Annotated in this window: 14 protein-coding genes; 9 read left to right on the forward strand and 5 right to left on the reverse strand. The window is 43.8% G+C overall.

Translation table 11 applies throughout. From position 1 onward, the window contains the following. Nucleotides 1-11: 11 nt before the first annotated feature. From H8S64_RS07535 to H8S64_RS07545, 3 genes are all read right to left on the reverse strand, one after another. Nucleotides 12-2,678 carry a zinc-dependent metalloprotease gene (locus H8S64_RS07535; RefSeq protein ID WP_255469471.1) on the reverse strand — a complete coding sequence of 889 codons (2,667 nt, stop codon included), beginning with the start codon at nt 2,676-2,678 and terminating at the stop codon, nt 12-14. A 41-nt stretch (nt 2,679-2,719) separates the two neighbouring features. Continuing rightward, entirely contained in the window at nt 2,720-3,892 is a 1,173-nt protein-coding gene (locus H8S64_RS07540) for a FecR family protein (RefSeq protein ID WP_186975597.1), read from the reverse strand. Between the two features lie 294 nt (nt 3,893-4,186). Further along, on the reverse strand, nt 4,187-6,094 hold the full coding sequence (locus H8S64_RS07545; protein ID WP_186975821.1) for a RecQ family ATP-dependent DNA helicase: 1,908 nt from the start codon (nt 6,092-6,094) through the stop codon (nt 4,187-4,189). A 105-nt stretch (nt 6,095-6,199) separates the two neighbouring features. Here H8S64_RS07545 and H8S64_RS07550 point away from each other — a divergent pair, with 105 nt between their 5' ends. The 4 genes from H8S64_RS07550 (at nt 6,200) to H8S64_RS07565 (ending at nt 11,927) form a co-directional block, all read left to right on the forward strand. Then, entirely contained in the window at nt 6,200-7,042 is an 843-nt protein-coding gene (locus H8S64_RS07550; RefSeq protein ID WP_255469472.1) for a peptidyl-prolyl cis-trans isomerase, read from the forward strand. Nucleotides 7,043-7,154: 112 nt separating this feature from the next. Next, a complete protein-coding gene (locus tag H8S64_RS07555) occupies nt 7,155-8,492 on the forward strand; it encodes a peptidylprolyl isomerase (RefSeq protein ID WP_186975598.1) in 1,338 nt (445 codons plus the stop codon). Nucleotides 8,493-8,519: 27 nt separating this feature from the next. Then, nucleotides 8,520-10,094: an OstA-like protein gene (locus tag H8S64_RS07560; protein WP_186975599.1), complete on the forward strand. Its 1,575-nt coding sequence runs from the start codon at nt 8,520-8,522 to the stop codon at nt 10,092-10,094. Nucleotides 10,095-10,160: 66 nt separating this feature from the next. Continuing rightward, nucleotides 10,161-11,927, forward strand: a complete 1,767-nt coding sequence (locus H8S64_RS07565; protein WP_186975600.1) for an O-antigen ligase family protein — start codon at nt 10,161-10,163, stop codon at nt 11,925-11,927. Here H8S64_RS07565 and H8S64_RS07570 read toward each other — a convergent pair. Together H8S64_RS07570 and H8S64_RS07575 are read right to left on the reverse strand one after the other, a co-directional pair. Further along, on the reverse strand, nt 11,907-12,605 hold the full coding sequence (locus H8S64_RS07570; RefSeq protein WP_099292631.1) for a response regulator transcription factor: 699 nt from the start codon (nt 12,603-12,605) through the stop codon (nt 11,907-11,909). The genes H8S64_RS07565 and H8S64_RS07570 overlap by 21 nt on opposite strands. Continuing rightward, on the reverse strand, nt 12,517-13,950 hold the full coding sequence (locus tag H8S64_RS07575; RefSeq protein WP_186975601.1) for a sensor histidine kinase: 1,434 nt from the start codon (nt 13,948-13,950) through the stop codon (nt 12,517-12,519). The genes H8S64_RS07570 and H8S64_RS07575 overlap by 89 nt, the downstream gene beginning before the upstream one ends. Nucleotides 13,951-14,060: 110 nt before the next feature. Here H8S64_RS07575 and H8S64_RS07580 point away from each other — a divergent pair, with 110 nt between their 5' ends. From H8S64_RS07580 to H8S64_RS07600, 5 genes are all read left to right on the forward strand, one after another. Next, nucleotides 14,061-14,279: a hypothetical protein gene (locus H8S64_RS07580; RefSeq protein ID WP_186975602.1), complete on the forward strand. Its 219-nt coding sequence runs from the start codon at nt 14,061-14,063 to the stop codon at nt 14,277-14,279. 8 nt (nt 14,280-14,287) lie between these two features. Continuing rightward, on the forward strand, nt 14,288-15,325 hold the full coding sequence (locus tag H8S64_RS07585) for a BF3164 family lipoprotein (protein WP_186975603.1): 1,038 nt from the start codon (nt 14,288-14,290) through the stop codon (nt 15,323-15,325). A gap of 11 nt (nt 15,326-15,336) precedes the next feature. After that, complete coding sequence (locus tag H8S64_RS07590; RefSeq protein ID WP_186975604.1) at nt 15,337-15,756, forward strand: DUF1573 domain-containing protein; 420 nt, start codon at nt 15,337-15,339, stop codon at nt 15,754-15,756. Between the two features lie 636 nt (nt 15,757-16,392). After that, nucleotides 16,393-17,565: a DUF4934 domain-containing protein gene (locus H8S64_RS07595; protein ID WP_186975605.1), complete on the forward strand. Its 1,173-nt coding sequence runs from the start codon at nt 16,393-16,395 to the stop codon at nt 17,563-17,565. A 4-nt stretch (nt 17,566-17,569) separates the two neighbouring features. Continuing rightward, nucleotides 17,570-18,163, forward strand: coding sequence for a hypothetical protein (locus H8S64_RS07600; protein ID WP_186975606.1), 594 nt, complete (start codon nt 17,570-17,572; stop codon nt 18,161-18,163). Nucleotides 18,164-18,235 lie beyond the last annotated feature (72 nt).

Raw genomic sequence — 18,235 nt, forward strand, 5'->3', positions numbered from 1 at the left:
ACCTTATAGACTCATTTCTCATTCAACGCTTTCAACGCCTCATCCAACGTGTAAAGCATCGCTTGGTAGTGTGCCTTCGTTTCGGTATCTGCCGAAGACAATTTACTGTTCAACAGATTCTTCACCCGAATAGCGTAAGCGTGGAAACGGGTTTTGGAATCATCGATAGTGCGGGTATTCACGCGGTATTGCCACCCGTAGCCGTACTTGAAAGAATTAAGAGCCATTTGTTTCGCCACGAAGCCGCGTCCCCGTTCGCGTTCTATCTCCCGCAATTCATCCCGGAACACGCTCACCAAACCGGATTCGTCCAGACCGTAAGTGACAATTTCATCCACGGAAGGCATATACGCCTCGTTCCCCACGGCAGGCACATCCTCATCAGTCAACACTTTCACCAATTTTGACTTCTTCGTGATCACGTCGGCAGACTGGTCTATCGACAAACGTTGCAAGATCTTCTCCCCTTCGGTCGGCTTCCGGTTCTTAATAGCACTTTCCCAAACTTGGGTGTACATATCGTCAAAATAATCTTTCATCGTGTAGGGATTCTTGGATACATGGGCGGAAAGCATCACGTTCTTGTAACATCCCAACAACTCGGTTCCAGTGTAATAGCGCACGATCGGGGGCAAGGCAACCCGCAACGAGAACTGGTCGGTCAACGTTTCGTTGTGCAGCCAATCACTATTCTTCAATTGATTCAACACCCACAAGAAAGATTTCCGTTGCACCTCTCTCGGCACGGATTGGTACGTCTTACCCGGTGTTCCCGCCTTCACTTCCGACAGGTAAATACCACCCACGTTATACATCACATTGCGCAAATAACGATAATACTGGTTCCCCAACTCGTTATACATCTGCTCCTTGTAAGCGCCGTCCGCATCATCCTGAATCCACTCGTTCAAGTGTAACAAAATATATTTCAGATTCCGTATCCCGTACTCCCCCGCCTTAATCGGGTCATTCCCCAAATCTTCCTCGATAGCACTCGGGTCATAACGCTCTATCACCTGCTGTTTCCCATAGCGGTACAACGGATCGCCCGCTTTCTCGTCTATCCAACTCTCCAACACGGCTGCCTCCTCTTTCGGGCTAAGTCCCGGTAGTGGCGTGTACAACCATTTAATCACGTACTCGTCATACACTCCTAGATCGGGCGGAGTCAATTTCACCCCTTTATCTCCCGGCTGCGCCACGTAATTAAAGCGGGCGTAGTCCATGATAGAGGGAGTCGTGCCATACTTTCGAGTGAAAGTTGCCGACCGCAACGAGTCCACGGGATAGGCGGCCGAAGCAGCCATATTATGCATCAAACCAAGCGTATGCCCAATCTCGTGAGCGATAATATACTCCAAAGATTCCGCCAACACGTTATCCGGTAGCTTCTTCCCTCTCACGGATTCATCCACTTGTGAAGTCTGCAAAAAACGCCATTGGTTCACGAGCTTCGCCACGTCATTGAAAATAATCACGGACGCGTTGATAATTTCCCCGGTTCTCGGGTCTGTCCACGAGGGTCCCATGGCATTGGATATTGCTGCCGGCACGTAACGGATGCAGGAATACTTCAAGTTATCAGGATCGAAATTCGGGTCGTCCTTCGGGAAATCCAACACTTGTACCGCGTTCTTGAACCCGATCTTCTCGAAAGCCTTATTCCAACGCAAAGTACCCCGACGCATCGGCTCCTTCCACGCTTCCGGGAAAGCATCGTCCAGATAATACACGATCGGTTTCACGGGTTCCACCAACTCGCCTCGTTTGTAGGCTTCCATATCCTTGGGTTCCAACTTCCAACGGGTAGCCAGAGTATAGGCCTGAATCTTATCCTGATCGGTCGAGATATGCTGTTTCGCATTCGTCAGGAACACCCCCACGCGGGAATCGCTGACACGGGGATGCATCTTCTCCTCCGGCAACAACAACAGCGTGCGCGTAGCCTTCACCGTCAACGGCTCGTTCCTTTTCAATAAAAGTATACCCAACATCTTCGCCGTCACGGAATAAGAAAGGTATGATTTCACCGTCACGTTATCGTCAAACGCTTTAATATCATCCAGAATAGACCCGGAACTATTAAACGCCGCCGTGATCTCCACCGTTCCCCCCGAATTGGCTATCGGCGCCAACTTCTCCACGTTCCCCGTGAACAGGGAGGTCATATCGACCAGAAAAGCAGAACTATCGTTCGTGTAGCAATAAATCTTGAACGAGTTGATAATCGGGTCCATGAAACTCCGCTCCATCACGGTTTTCATGTGTCCCTCGTTCTCGTTACAGGTGGCAGTCACGTTCACCTCTCTCATGAATATCGTGCTATCAGTCTTCGTGAACTTGATATGCATAGGCGGTTTCGGTTTGTACCCGATAGCGCACAGGTTATTGTCACTCGCCTCAGAAATCGTCGATGCCAACAACATTTCCCGGTTCAGGTACTTCGCGGGAATCTCGAAATAAAGTTTCCCGTCCACCTTATGCAAGGTAACAAAATTGCCCCGTGCCGTCACGCACAGCTTATTCTTCACCAGCTTGTCATACTTACTCTGCCGCTTCACGGGTTCTTTCTTCACCTCCGTGGTGGCTTTTTTCTTCTTTTTAGCGGAAGCAAAAGTTAGCTCCGGGCATGGCAATACAAATAGCATCACCATACTTAAGGTAATCCATCTTTTCATTTCAAAAATTTAAACCAAACTTATTTTTTCACTCTATACCTTTAGTGTACTTTCTCATGACTATCGTACACCGTAATCTTCTTATCATCACTTGTTTTAAATACCACGTCGGCAGCCTGCTCCATGATTTGCAATACGGCTGTTATATTCTCGTACCGGGGAATAAATCCCGAGAACTTGTATTCTTCGATTTCCGGGTTGTCAAACACGAAATCCACGTCATACCAGCGGGATATCTTTTTCAACAAATCCTTCAATCGTTCCTCGCTAAAACTAAACTGGTCTTTCGTCCACGAGATATACGAATCGACATTCACCTCCCGCGTGGTGATACCCGAACGTGTCACCGAAGCCATCACCCCGGGAATCAGCAACACCCTCGTGTCCCCCCGCTCCACGTTCACCCGTCCCTCGACCAGCGTGGTCATAGACACGTCGTCACTCGTGTAAGCCGAGATATTAAACGTCGTACCCAGTACTCTCACCTTGTAATCGGTACAATGCACGATAAAAGGTTTCTCCGCGTCTTTAGCCACTTGGAAAAATCCCTCCCCGTCAAGGAATACTTCCCGGGTATCGCCGTTAAACGCCTGCGGGAACCTTAACCGCGATTCGGAATTCAACATGACCTTCGTTCCGTCCGCCAATTGCAGGGAATAAGCCCCTCCCCGCGGAATCTCCAAAGTATTATACACGAGAGTATCCGAACCCGAAGTTTCGTGATACACCAACGCCTCCCCGTTATTGCTCACGAAAGGCAATCGCTCGATTAGCGTGTCCTTCATCACCGGTGTAATCTGTAACGTATCGCCCCCGGGCAAAATCAAAGAAGCCTTCTTGCTGAAAGAATACTCGCCGACTGGCAGGACTTTTGCCAACTGCCGGGGGTTCTCCTTCTCGGGAGCGAGCAAGATATAAGAAGCAATACCCAAAACGAGGAACGAAGCGGCAATCGCCACACGATACAAACGATGCACGGAACGTCTTTTCCGAATACCTTTCTCCACGGCAGCCCACTCCCTGCGGGTATCAAATTGCTTGTACAGCGCGTACTCCGCATGTTCCTTGTATTCACGTTCCAAGCGTCGGTACATCTCCTCGTTGGCCTTCGAACAAGATTTCCACGATATAAAAAGTACCTCTTCATCCGGGGTCAATTCCCCCCGAAGACTCCGTACAATCAAACGAATAATATCATCATTCTCTTTTCTCATCTCATCGCTATTTCCCTTATAACACTTCACGAGAAAAAAGGTACCGATGATTCTAAAACTTTTTTTCTTTCACTAAATAAAACTCGAAATATATCTTTAGTTTTATGTTCCCTATATTATTCTCTATCCCTACTTTACCTTAAAAATACTGGTTTAACATACCACAAAGGCAGCATAAACGACGGGTTACGTTCATGATACGTCCATGATACGTTCATGCTACGTTCATGAGGTAGCGAAAGGGTAGCGTAAGGGGTAACGAACCCTTTACCATACACAAGTTACAGGTAAACTTTACCGGCTTATCAATCCAAGAACAGACGGAGTGACATATCGAATCTTCCCTTCATCCAGTAATACCCGAATCCGCTCGACCACCACCTCCGGTGACACACCTATTCCACGGACTAATTCATTTACAGGAACATCCCGCCCCGCGAGCAATTGCAGTATCCGCTCGTCCGTCCCGACAGGTTCCTCCCTTACCGACGCTTTCTTCCGACTGATACACACGTCACATATACCGCAGGCTTCGCTTTCCTTCTGCCCGAAATATTCCATCAACAACAATTGCCGACACGTTTCCTTATCCTCGCAATAGCGCACCATAGCCTCGATTTTGCTCGCATACGCGTGTTTGCGCTCCTCGTAAGCCTCCCGACCGATAGACACGTATGACAGAGGCAAGCGGGGACGGTGGAAAATAACATAAGGTTTCGTGTCCCCCGGCACGTAACGGATAATCTTGCGTTTAGCCAGAGTAACGAAAGCATCATACAACTCTTTCCGCTTTATCCCCAGTTGATCCGCTAAAAAGCCCTCGTCAATATAAGCATCTTGAACAAAAATACCCGCGTAGTTTCTCATTAGAAGTACCAATAACTTCTCCATTAAAGGGTTACCCGTGTCAATATCGTACAAACGATCACGCACGACGATAAACATCACCCGGGAACGAGTATTCAAATCGGTCGTGTAAGTCAGATATCCCGCCACGTCCAATATTTCAATGGCAGACATCGCTTTCGCCAAGTTCAACTTGAAATTTGTCACGAATACATCCGGGTTAAATTCCGACACGAGCCCCTCGCCCTCGCCTTCACCCAATTGATAATAGTTAAACAAAGCCTCGTACACCCGTTTAATATACTCTTTCGACGGGAACGCATCCTCTATACGCCTTTTTAACGCACCCACGGCCGGGGGAGAAGACAACAACACGGCATACGCCCGCTTCCCGTCCCGTCCGGCTCGTCCCGCTTCTTGGAAATATGCCTCGGGACTGTCCGGAATATCGTAATGCACCACTACCCGCACATCCGGTTTGTCAATCCCCATCCCGAAAGCATTGGTAGCCACGATAACGGGTACTTCCCCGTTCTTCCATAATTCCTGACGCCGTGCCCGCTGTAAAGAAGACAAACCGGCATGATAGAAATCGGATTTTATTCCCGATTTATTCAAGAAAGCGGCCACGGACGAGGCTTTCTCCCGTGTACGCACGTACACGATAGCCCCTCCCCGCACCTTGGACAATATGTTATAAAGTTCGAGCGGTTTCGCCTCCGTTTCCCGAATCACGTACGAGATATTCTCTCTACGGAAACTCTTTGACAGGACACGGGGAGTCTCGAAACGAAGTTGTTGCTGGATATCTTTCACCACTGCCGGAGTTGCCGTGGCGGTTAAGGCGAGGATAACCACCCCGGGGAAGTATTCCCGCACATCCGCTATTCGCAAGTACGCGGGGCGAAAATCATATCCCCATTGCGATATGCAGTGAGCCTCGTCCACCGTGATCATGCACACGTTCATCATCCGTAATTTTTCACGGAAACGCTCGGAATACAAACGCTCGGGAGAAACATAAAGGAACTTCACCGTATCGTAAATACACTTATTAATAATAGATGCCACCCGTTCCGTCTTCATCCCGGTATAAATCGCCTCAGCCGAAATTCCTCTCCCTTTCAGATCTTCCACCTGATCTTTCATCAACGCGATCAAAGGAGTCACCACCAGACAGACGCCCTCCATCGCCAATCCCGACACCTGATAAGTAAGGGACTTACCCCCACCCGTCGGCATAAGGGCAAGTGTATCCCTCCCGCTCATCACGGAGCGGATAATATCCTCTTGCAGGGAACGAAACTCATCATATCCCCAGTACGTTTTCAATATATCCTTTATATCGCGGGTCATCATTCGAAATCTTCCACAAAAATACAAAATACACGAAAAAACTGCCACGAATCGATAGAATTAAATCGCTTTTTATTATTTTCGCCCGAATATAATTCAAGCGAGATGATGAAATTACAATATATACTGTTGATAACCCTTTTTCTGGGCGCATGTAAAGAAAATTTCCCCGAAGAGGAAAAGCTCGTTGCCAAAGCATTTGATAAATATTTATTCCTCTCGGAAGTAAATAGTATCATCCCCGCCGGCACCCCCTCGGCAGACAGCACGATCATGGCACAAAGTTACGTGAGAAACTGGATAACCAAGGAACTCCTGCTCCACAAGGCAATCCAGAATCTAAGCGATGAAGAAAAGAATATCCGCAAGCAAGTGGAAGATTACTCCTCGTCCATCCTCATCCATAAATACAAGGAGAAACTCGTGGCTCAAAAACTCGACCGGGGTATCAGCGATGCCGAGATAGCGCAATATTACGACAACAACAAGTTCAACTTCATACTCAACACTCCCGTCGTGCGGGCATTGTTTATCGTGTTGCCGAAATCGGCTATCAATATTGACAACGTACGGAAATGGTTCCGCTCGAAAGATGCCAAAGATCAAGCGGCACTGGAAGAGTATTGCATTACTTCGGCTAAAAAATACGATAACTTCAATGACCAATGGATACCCTTGCGCGATATATTGAACCTGTTGCCCATCACGGGCAGTGATTGGGAAGCCAAATATAAAAACAAAGAGTTGATAGAAACGGAAAATGATGAGAATTACTATTTCCTGAAAATATACGAAACTCGCCAAGAACACGAAACTGCTCCCCTCGGGTACGTGAAAAAAGAAATCGAAATACTATTATTGAACAAACGCAAAATAGCCTTCGAGGAAAACCTAGAGAAAGACATAAACGCGGAAGGAACACGTAAAGATTACGTCAAAATTTATTAACAGGATTTGAAAATTAAAAATAAAAAAGCGAAAACGAACGGATTATTCTTAGATTTGAAGAAAAAGTATTAGTTTAGAGCGTTTTTATTGAGTATAAATTTATTAAAGGATTATGAGATATTTATCACTGCTTATACTTTTATTTTTAGCTAGTTATGCTTCAGCACAAAAGAACGTGATTGACAAGATTATCGCTGTGGTCGGAGAAGAAATCGTGTTGAAATCAGACATCGAGAACGATTTTTTACATGAACAGACGCGAAGCGCAATCGCTAACCAAGCCGATGCCAAAGCTCAAATATTCGAGAACAGACTGGTTCAGAAGCTATTGATGGCGCAAGCCAAAATAGATAGTATTGCTGTTAGCGACACAGAGGTAGAAGCACAATTAAACTCTCAGTTGGAAGAATACGTGAGAAACATCGGTTCACGCGAGAAACTGGAAAGCTATTTCGGTAAATCATACGAGGAAATCAAAAACGAAATGCGTACCCCGATGCGGGAACAAATGATCACCAATCGGATGCAACAGAAAATAGTGGAAAACGTTCGGGTTACCCCTTCGGAAGTACGTTATTTCTACCGCAAATTCAACAAAGACAGTTTACCGGAAGTGGGTGACAGATACGAGATACAACAAATCGTGATTAAACCGAAAATTGCCGACACGGAAAAAGAACGTATCCGGAACCTGCTTAGACAATACCGCGATGACATCCTTGAAGGCAAACAATCATTCAATACGTTGGCAGTACTCTACTCGGAAGACCCGGGAACCGCTGCTAAAGGTGGAGAATTGGGTTATATGTCCAAGAACGAATTGACACCGGAATTTGCCGAAGCGGCATTCAGTTTGAAACCGGGAAAAATATCCAAAATCGTGGAATCGGAATACGGTTTTCACATTATCCAATACATCGACCGCCAAGGAGATAAAGTAAACGTTCGTCATATCTTGTTACGCCCCAGAATTGAAGAAAAAGACCGTGAAGCAGCCCTTCAACGTCTGGACAGTCTGGTGACTACCATCAAAAACGGGGAATGGACATTCGAAGAAGCCGCTTTCTGGGTATCAACCGATAAAAAAACCAGTAAAAATGGCGGACTCCTTTTCAACGCGTACGACGCGGATTCCAAATTACCGAAAGAGTTAATCAAAGGAGATATGGCACGTCAGGTAAACAGCTTGCAAGTAGGTGAAATCTCCGAACCCTTCCTTGACAGAACAGAAATAGGCGACGAGTACAAAATCATCAAAATAAAAGCGTATTACCCCGCTCACACGGCTAATCTTGAAGATGACTGGATGAGCTTCGAGAACGGGCTGAAAAGAAAAAAAGAACAGGAAGTTATCGAGAAATGGATCAAGGAAAGACAAGCGAATACCTATATCCATATCGACGATGAATACAAAAACATCAAATTCCACTACGACGGTTGGATTAAATAATTGATGATCTAAGATTGACTATTTTTCATGGCAAGAGCAGGTATTTGGGTTGGAATGTTATGCGTGTTATGGGGATTATTCCCCGTAAACGGTATGGCACAAGTAAAAAAGTCGAAAGTAAACATTCTGAATTCCGATAATTTCAGCATGGATACCCAGAATAGCCTGCGAAAATTTATCGGGAACGTACACATGAAGCACGATGATGTACTCATGTGGTGCGACAGTCTTTATCAAGTAGAACGACCGGATACCAATTACCTTGAAGCCTTCGGGCATGTGCGGGTCATAAAGAATGACAGTATCCACATGACAGGGGATTACATGTATTATGACTCGAACAAAAAAATGATACAAGTACGCCGGAACGTAACCCTCAAAGACCCGCAAATCACGCTAAAGACCAATTATCTGGATTATGACGGGATTTTCGACATCGGGTACTATTTCAACTGGGGTAACCTGAAAGATGAAGTAAACACGCTGGATAGCAAACAAGGCACCTACTTCACGCAATCCAAGCTCGCCTTTTTCAAGGATAGCGTGAAAGTGGTTTCCCCCGATTATGATATCTATTCCGATACATTGAAATACAACACCGAGACAAAACTGGTGTACATCCTCGGTCCCACCAATATTTACGGCAAAGGCGAAGACAACAACACTCTCTACTCCGAAGATGGATGGTACGACTCCAACTTAGGACATGCCGAGTTGTATAAAAATAACCGCCTCACCCACCTCACTTACACGGGATACGGCGACACCATGATAATTGACAGTATCAGCGGCATGGCAAACTTGTACCGGAACATCACTTTGATAGACTCGGTCAACGACGTGATCGTGAAAGGACATTACGCCCAGATGAACCGAGAAACCAACCAGTCATTCGTCACCGACAGTGCCCTACTTATCCTTTGCAGCAAACAGGATTCCCTGTTCCTGCACGGCGATACCCTGTATATGGAACAAGATTCCGCCAAAAATCAAATACTACGCGCGTTTCATAAGGTCAGATTCTTTAGCCAAGATATACAAGGCGTATGTGACTCTATGGTATACCTGACCGCAGATTCAACCGTAACCTTGTACAATGAACCCGTTACATGGGCATCCGGTTACCAGATGACTGCCGAAAAAATATCACTGCTCACGGGTAACGGGCAAATCAAACAATTCTATTTGAACAACAAAGCCTTCATGGTCGGACGACGATGGGATACCGAAATGTTCGACCAGATCAAAGGAAGAAATATGACCGGGTATTTCAAGGATAACGAGTTATACATGGTATACGTGGACGGGAGTGGCGAAACCATTTACTACCCGGATGACCAAGGTGCTATTATCGGTGTCAATCGTGCCACCAGTTCCAACATCCGTATCATGATAGAGAAACGACGGGTGACAGATATCATTTTCATAAACAAACCCGACGGTGACCTGACTCCCCTCTTCCTTGTCGACCCGAGAGAAGAACGTCTGAAAGATTTCCGCTGGTTGAAATACCTGCAACCCCTCGATAAATACGACATCTTCAACACCCCTCAACCACCTAAACAAGAAGAGGAAGAAGACGAAGCAAGCGATAATTCTTAGAATATTATCAACTTTCCATTATACATATTATATATATTTTCCTACTTTTGCATAAAACGACGTAAAATGCTATTGAAGGAGAATATTAAGACTTACACGCTAGGAACAATTGTTTTCATCTTATCGCTATTATTGTTGTCCTCTACATTCATCACGGGAGGGGAACTGGAAAACCGTATAGCGAAAATCTTTTGGTTCTACTCGATACTTCCTTGGGTTGCAATACCCTGTGTATTGTTGGCATTGATCCGTCCTTTCCGTTTCACGCTCACGGATCTACTTGTATTTCTCTATATAGCGTACAGCCTGCTGAACCTGCACTACTTCGGGCAAGGAATACACGCCCGGGCGGGAATCCTCGTGCTCGTTGGGGTTACCTATTTCCTTTTCAGGATACTCACCTCCTTCTCCTCCGGAAACTTCGTCAATGTCGCCCTTCTGGCTGTCGGATTTATCGAGGCGATGTGGGGCGTGGCACAGCTATACGGGCTCACTCCTTCATTTCACAACCAGTTCGACCTGACAGGTTCATTCTTTAACCCGGGGCCCTATTCCGGCTTTCTGGTCGCTATCTTTCCTCTGGCCTTACACTATGCCCTCACGACACACAAATGGCCTCATATCATTTCTATCGGCGTGGTAATCGCCCTCCTTCTCGTCCTGCCCGCTACCATGAGCCGGAGTGCATGGGTGGCAGCCATCGTCGGGTGTGCAATTGTAGTGGGATACCATTATCACCTGCGTCAGCAATGCATCGCATTCTATCGGGCGCATCCCGTTATTACCCCTATCGCCACGATTGTCATCTTTCTGGTCATTGGCATTTTAATGATCGGTACATACATGATGAAAAAAAGCTCCGCCGACGGACGTCTTTTAATTTGGAAAGTATCCACAACCATCATAACTTCACACCCGGTAACAGGAACCGGTTTCGGAAACTTCGCCGGACCTTACGGGAAAGCGCAGGAAGCCTATTTCACGCAAGACAACTACACGCCACAAGAAGAACTCGTTGCCGATGCCCCGGAATCCGCGTTCAACGAGTTTATTCAAATCACCGTGGAAAACGGTCTTATCGGGCTATTGCTTTTTCTCGGCATCATCGCCTCCGCCATCCGGAATGCCTATCGAGCCCAAATACACAAACAAGCGGGACACGTGGGAGCGTTAATCGCTTTTCTCATCTTCTCCTGTTTCTCCTACCCGTTCAACGTGTTGCCGTTAGCCATCCTGTTCTCGCTACTCACGGCACAATGTACGGCATCGCCTTCCGCCCCGTCCCCCCGATGGATAGTGGGAATATTCTACCTGTTTTTACTTGTTCCCGTGTGGTACTTCACCTCGGGAAAAACAGAACGCGGAGAAGCATTCAAACGCTGGAGAAGCGAACAAATCTATTTTAATATGCAGATATTCAAACGAACCGTGGACAATTACAGGGCGATATACCCCATTCTGAAAGATCATCCAGCCTTTCTGTTCGAGTACGGGCAATGCCTCTCCCGCACGGACAACCCAGACCAAAGTAACCGGGTACTTCGTGAAGCTGCCGTTCTTTCCTCCGACCCGATGATCTACAATATCATGGGAAAAAACTATCAGGCAATGCAACAATACGACTTGGCAGAAGCCACCTTCCTCACGGCATCCCGCATGGTTCCCAACCGAATCTACCCCCTCTACCTTCTCGCTAAAATGTACGCCGAAAGCGGACAAATCGATAAAGCCATCGTCACCGCCAACCTCGTCATCAACAAAAAACCGAAAGTATTCTCCTCCGCCGTCGAGGAAATGCAAAGAGATATGCGTTTACTTATCCGGAACTACTAAGAGGTAACAACCGTTATTATTGACTATTTCAACAGAGGGATCGGCTTTCAATATCTTTCGCAATTGTGATATATATGTTGATAATTCCCCTTTCTTGAGGTCATCGTCGAAATTCCATAATTCCTTGCATAATTCCGTACTCTTGATCTCTTCGTTTCTGCGCGTACAAAATATCAACATGATTTTCCCCTGCATTCCTTTTAATTTTGTCGCCTTACCGTCTATCGTCAAAATATTGGTAACCTTGTCATAAGTCATACGCGAAGACAGACGGAATACCCGTTGTTCACCTCTTTCCGCCCTTCTCATCGCGTCTTTCAAACGCTTGCCCAAACGATCAACCAAAACCTTGACAGACCAATCCTTGCTCACGTAATCATCCGCACCCCCGTCCGCTTCCATAACAGACAATCCCTCTTGGTCGTATCCGGTAAATACCACGATAGGCACCTGAGTATCATTCTCCCGAATCAACCGGATTACTTCCTCCCCGGTTTTTTCCGGCATTTCGATATCCAATAACAATATATCCCATTCATCCTTTTGGTAAGCCTCCCATGCCTCATCCCCATTCGTCACGGCATAAACGTCAAATCCTTGCTCCAATAATATTTCCGTGTACGTAATCCGCATCTCCTTCTCGTCCTCGGCATACAAAAGTTTTATCTTTCTTTCCATAGTTATCTAATTTTATAGTGAACGTGGAACCTTTTCCCAATTCGCTTTCCACGTGAACTTTCCCTTTATGCCTTTTCACAATTTTCTGAACGGATGCCAATCCCAACCCGAAGCCTTTTGCTTTCTCATCCCTACCAACTCGCCAATACTCTTCAAAAATATAAGGTAAATCTTTTTTAGCAATACCTTTCCCCTCGTCCGTCACTGATACGACAAGGGCTTTCCCCTCCCGGTAACAAGCTACTTTTATAAAAACCGTTTCCCCGGAATACTTCACCGCATTATCCATCAGATTCCGCAACGCGTACACGAACTGTTCCGAGAGCAACAACACGTTCGGCAACCTGTAATCCAACTCTACCCGAATATCCTTTTCCGGGTTAGCAAACTGCTCTTCCGCTGCCAACGCTACCAATTCCTCTTTCAATGAAATATCCACCCATTCCACTCGTTTGCGGTACATCAACATCGCCAACTGCAACACGTTACTCATTTCCCTTTTCAGCATGGCTGCTTTTTCCAACCCGATATCACACATCTCGCCTTTCTCTCTATCCGAAACCTTCTGAATCTGCCGCTGCAATCGAAGAAATAGTCCTTCGACCGCTCCCACGGGTCTTTTCAAATCATGCATTCTTTGTCTTAAACACGCTTCCTGCAATTGTCGCAACTTCCTTTGTTTCCAAATCCTACAGGCAAAAGATACAATCAACACCACGAGTACAGACCCGACCAAAATAATCCCGGTAAACTGCCACCAGAACCTGTATAGAAAATCCTTCCACGTGAAATCAAAAAGCACTCCCACCTTCTCCCCGCTAATATATCCCAATCGCACGTATCCCGCTTCCTCCATATCCATATACCTCGTGTTACCCGGCGGATATACCTCTTTCGTGTTGCCCAATGAATCTACGCGACGGAAAGCGATTGAGAGATTACCGATTACTTCTTCCGCCCTATGCTTAACCAACGAATCCAAACAAGCCAAGGTAATCGGGTTCTGCAAGTTCACGTCGTAAGTAACAATAGCATCCATCTCCCAAGCGGCTTCTATAGAATCTATCTCGAAACAATATTCTTTATCACGAATACCGATCGTCAATACATGTGTTTTTGCATCATAACCCCAATATCTCACGACACTATCAACTTTCATTCCCTCTCGTCCACTCCAGTACCCAATACTCCATAAAGTCGACCTATTCAATTCATCTCTTATTTTTCCATTCTCTCCCGTATACAACAAATAAACAAGCCAATATTGTAGCAAAATAACGAAACCAATAGCCAATACAGCCATTACCGTTTCCCTAAATAATGGTGTGCTTCCTATATGTTTCAATTTTATGAGAATTCTATGAACTTGCATTTGTCTTCCTCCTGTTTTTTATTTATATTTTTGTTGCACACAGCGAAACTAAATTAATGCAATATAATAAAAAGTTTTGAAATATGAAACACTTAGACCGAAAAAATACGATTATCGTTGCGATAAGTTTATTAGCGGGATTATTAACCAGTTTTTCACCTATTTCTGAAAAAGAAGAGGCCATCTCCCGCAATGTCGAAGCCCTTGCAAGAGGAGAAGGCTCTTCTTCAATCGATTGCATTTACGCGGAAGGCAAATGCATCATCAATAACACAATATATCCCGGTATGACTCATAAATAGTAAACACCATGAAAAAACATCTTGCAACATTAGTTATAATACCGCTATTTTTATCCTGTTCCACGGATAACAGCTATTTGGAGATCCCGGCATCCATCCAGACCTCGGGTAATGAAATCACCTCAACCCTCGTGACAAATCTTCACGAGTTTGGGATCATGACACCGCTAAAAATCACTAAACACGGGGATTTACTCGCAGTGGAACGACGTTATGAAGAAAATAACCTCAGCCTCATCGATCTTTCCAACCACACCACTCGCGACTGGTTACCTTTCGGCGAAGGGGAAAATGAAGCATACACAATTGACAATCTATCGGTAAACGAACAAGGGGAACTATCCGTTTTCGATTTTGAAACCGGTAAACTCCATCGCCACAACCCGAAGGCATTAAGCCGCTCCGCGGCTCATCCCCTCGTGCTGGCAGAAGGCACCAACACTCATCTCTCGGCTATCCAAGGTGACGGATTCGTAATTTCCACCGGGCTTTACGAGCAAGGCCGCTACCGTTTTTATTCACTGGACGACGGCAGCGAATCATACGCCGTCCCCTACCCCGTGCATCCCGCTTATCCCGAGTTATCCGATTACGGGAAAAGCATCCTTTGGGCAAGCACCGTACTACGCCTACGCCCGGACAACAAGGCTTTCGTCTGCACCGACATCCGTAGCGGGCAACTCGATATCTGTCGCATCAACGGCAACACGATCTCGCTCGTCTGCCGTCACACGTACTACTATCCCCACGTGGACATCAATGACGGAAAACATCCCCTCGTGGCTTATTACTCGGATAACGTCACGGGCTTCCGGGAAGTGGCAGTGTCTAATGAACGAATTTACGTGCTATACTCCGGTAAAACATACAAAGAATACGGGCAAAAAATCATCAACAGTTCCACCCTCCTCGTCTTCGACTGGAACGGAACCCTGTTAAATAATTACACCCTGCCGGAAGCCGCCAATTACCTCGCGTTCGACACGGAAGAAAACCAACTCTACGGGACTACTCCCGACGCGAAACTTGTCCAATTCAACTTGTAATCACCACCATCATGAAAAAAACACACCTTATATATATAGGTATACTTGTCACATGTTCGGCAGCCATCATTACATGTTGGCTTGCCTTTACCGCTCCCGTTCAAGAATGGACAAACGCCCCGCTCACCACGGTAGAGATATTGCAAGATTCCGTCAATTTGCAAACCCTGCATTACGACGATCACCCCGATATAATCTTCATCATCAAGAACACGGGTAAACACCCCCTCATCATCCGGGATATCGTCACCACTTGCGGCTGTACCGCCCCCCAATGGGACAAAAGTCCCGTTCTATCGGGCAAGACAAAAGATATAAAAGTAACCTTCAAGCCCAACTCGCTTGGACGTTTCAACAAAACGATACAAGTGTTATGTAACACTTCATCCAAAATACACGAGCTGAAGCTAGACGGCAACGTGATTGAATAGAAGTCAAACAAACCATTAAACATCATCAAATGGAAGAAAAGCGGTGCCGGAACAATCCTAGCAAGACCCCGACACCGCCAACTTCCTCAAAAAAGAAGAAAGTGTAAAGATAAAAAAATCCGAGACAAACGTCATCTCTCCCGTTGAAACGATATACACGGGTAAAAGACGGAACTATACATATCAATAATAAATTTTGATAATAATGAAAAGCATCATTTGGGGTAGTATCATCTTGACCACAATAATTGTAGTCAATGTATACGTATCACTCAACACATCTTTAGCAAACTTTCCGTTATTTAATACGGAGGCGTTAGCATTAGGAGAAGGTTCAGGTGGAAGTAAAACATACTTCCAAATAACTGCAGGATGTCGAAACTACGCTATGGAAAATTGGATCAATCGATGTTGCGAAGGTGCATCACCTAGCTGTATTCGTGACCGATGTAATTATGCAATAGTTGAAGGATGCGACAAATGGGGGTTAAGAGACATTTCTTTCTAAATTAAAAATCCTAAAGTACTTTAATCAAATAATTCAATTTCTATCAATTGAATAATAGATAAAGTACTTTAGTGAAAATAAGAATACTTTCTTCAAAACAATTTCAAAACTCATCCAATACAATCATTATGAAATCAACTTTATATATTACAATAGCATTTATCTTTATCTGGGGATGCAAATCAACTCCTAAAACAACAACAACCTCACTTTACACTATTACTCCTTTAGAGCAAGCCACAATGGCCAATGAATTTAGTCGCTATATTGATTCATTAGAAGTTGTACGATTAGAAGTCACCCCAGAATCATTTATTACCCACATAAAAAAGATTTTACTCTCGAAAAATAAAGAAATAATAGTATTAAATTCAACAGGTATATTAGTATTTGACCATAATGGTAAATTTATACGAAAAATAGGAAATCGAGGAAGAGGTCCAGAAGAATATATGGCATTAAGAGATATTTGTCTATCAAATGACTATCAATATTTATTAGCACTAGATTATACAAATCAAATCATAACATACAATCTACAAGATGGCAAATTCATAAAACGTACTATTCCAGAAATGGACAACCTAGATGAACGGTATTTAGATTTTGTAGAAATCTGTCCATCAGGCAATAATGGTTTCTTCTTATTCTGTTGTAATCCTCCTAATATTAGTGATTTCAGGCAAGATTTTTATTGTCTAATAGAATTTGATAAAGAAGGAAGATTCATAAACAAATATTTACAACGCATAGATTTCATCTTTCCAACACATATTATCACTCAATCCTATAAAAATGAATACATCATACGCCCTTTACAAGGCGATAATATTTGTTATAAAATTGTAGATAACAAACCTGAACCCTTTGTTACTATTGATTTTAAAGACAAATACATTCCTCAATACTATGTACATCCAAAACCTGGAGAAGGATTTCCTATACAAGAATACATGCACACAAATTATTACAAACTTCCTATTTATATACACAACACCTCTGAATATTTTTATTTCGGATGTTGCGCACCTAAAGCACAGGAAACATATTTTATCTTTTCTCTCAAAGAGCACAAAGGTCTTCGTTGGCAGAGTGATCCTAATGAAGAAGATGTATTTCTTTTTAAAGCAGCAGATTCAACTTTTTTCTATGGTGTTTATAATGATTATAAAGATTATTCCCATCAAGAACAACAAATGATGAAAAACACTTTAAAGAAATACATATTGGAGAAAACAAATATCTCACTTATTAATGGTGAGCAAAATCCAGCTATAATCAAAATCAAATTTAAAATATAATAATATGGCGATACGATTCAATTCTAAAAATCAATTATTATTTATATTTAGTTTTTGTGGAATAATTATTTTATCCAATTTCTTATTAATTTATAGACTTATTTCGAATAAGTCTATAAATAAAAAGTTAGAAAATTACATGAACATTATGATTTCCAAGAACCATCAAAATGAATTCTATATTGAACAAAATATCCTTTGCTCCATGTCTTCTTATGAAAGAATCTTACAATATATAGAAAAATACGATTCAACATTCTATACTCGTGATACTACTTTCATCTTACTCTTACCCAAAGACGCATGTTATACTTGCGTTATAGACTTGTTTAAAGAAATAAATCAATTAAAAATTGATATCAATTCTATTTATTTAATTATGGAGAAACAAGACAAACAAATTCAAAGAGATTGGTTATCTTACAATTTTAAATATCATTGTTTTGATGAACAAAATATATTCACCTCTCTCAATCTCAAAGATAATCCCGTTATTATCAAAACGACAGCAAAAAAAATAGATAATATTATATTAATTAACCAAGTTATTTCTCCCAAATTATTATCACTATTTTTTTACAAGAAAATAATAACATAATTCTAATCGGTAATCCATCTTAAACCTTCCCAAGCAAAAAGTATAAAAAAGTATTTCCTTTAAAGACTTACG

The organism is Butyricimonas hominis (assembly GCF_014287455.1).
Taxonomy (GTDB): domain Bacteria; phylum Bacteroidota; class Bacteroidia; order Bacteroidales; family Marinifilaceae; genus Butyricimonas; species Butyricimonas muris.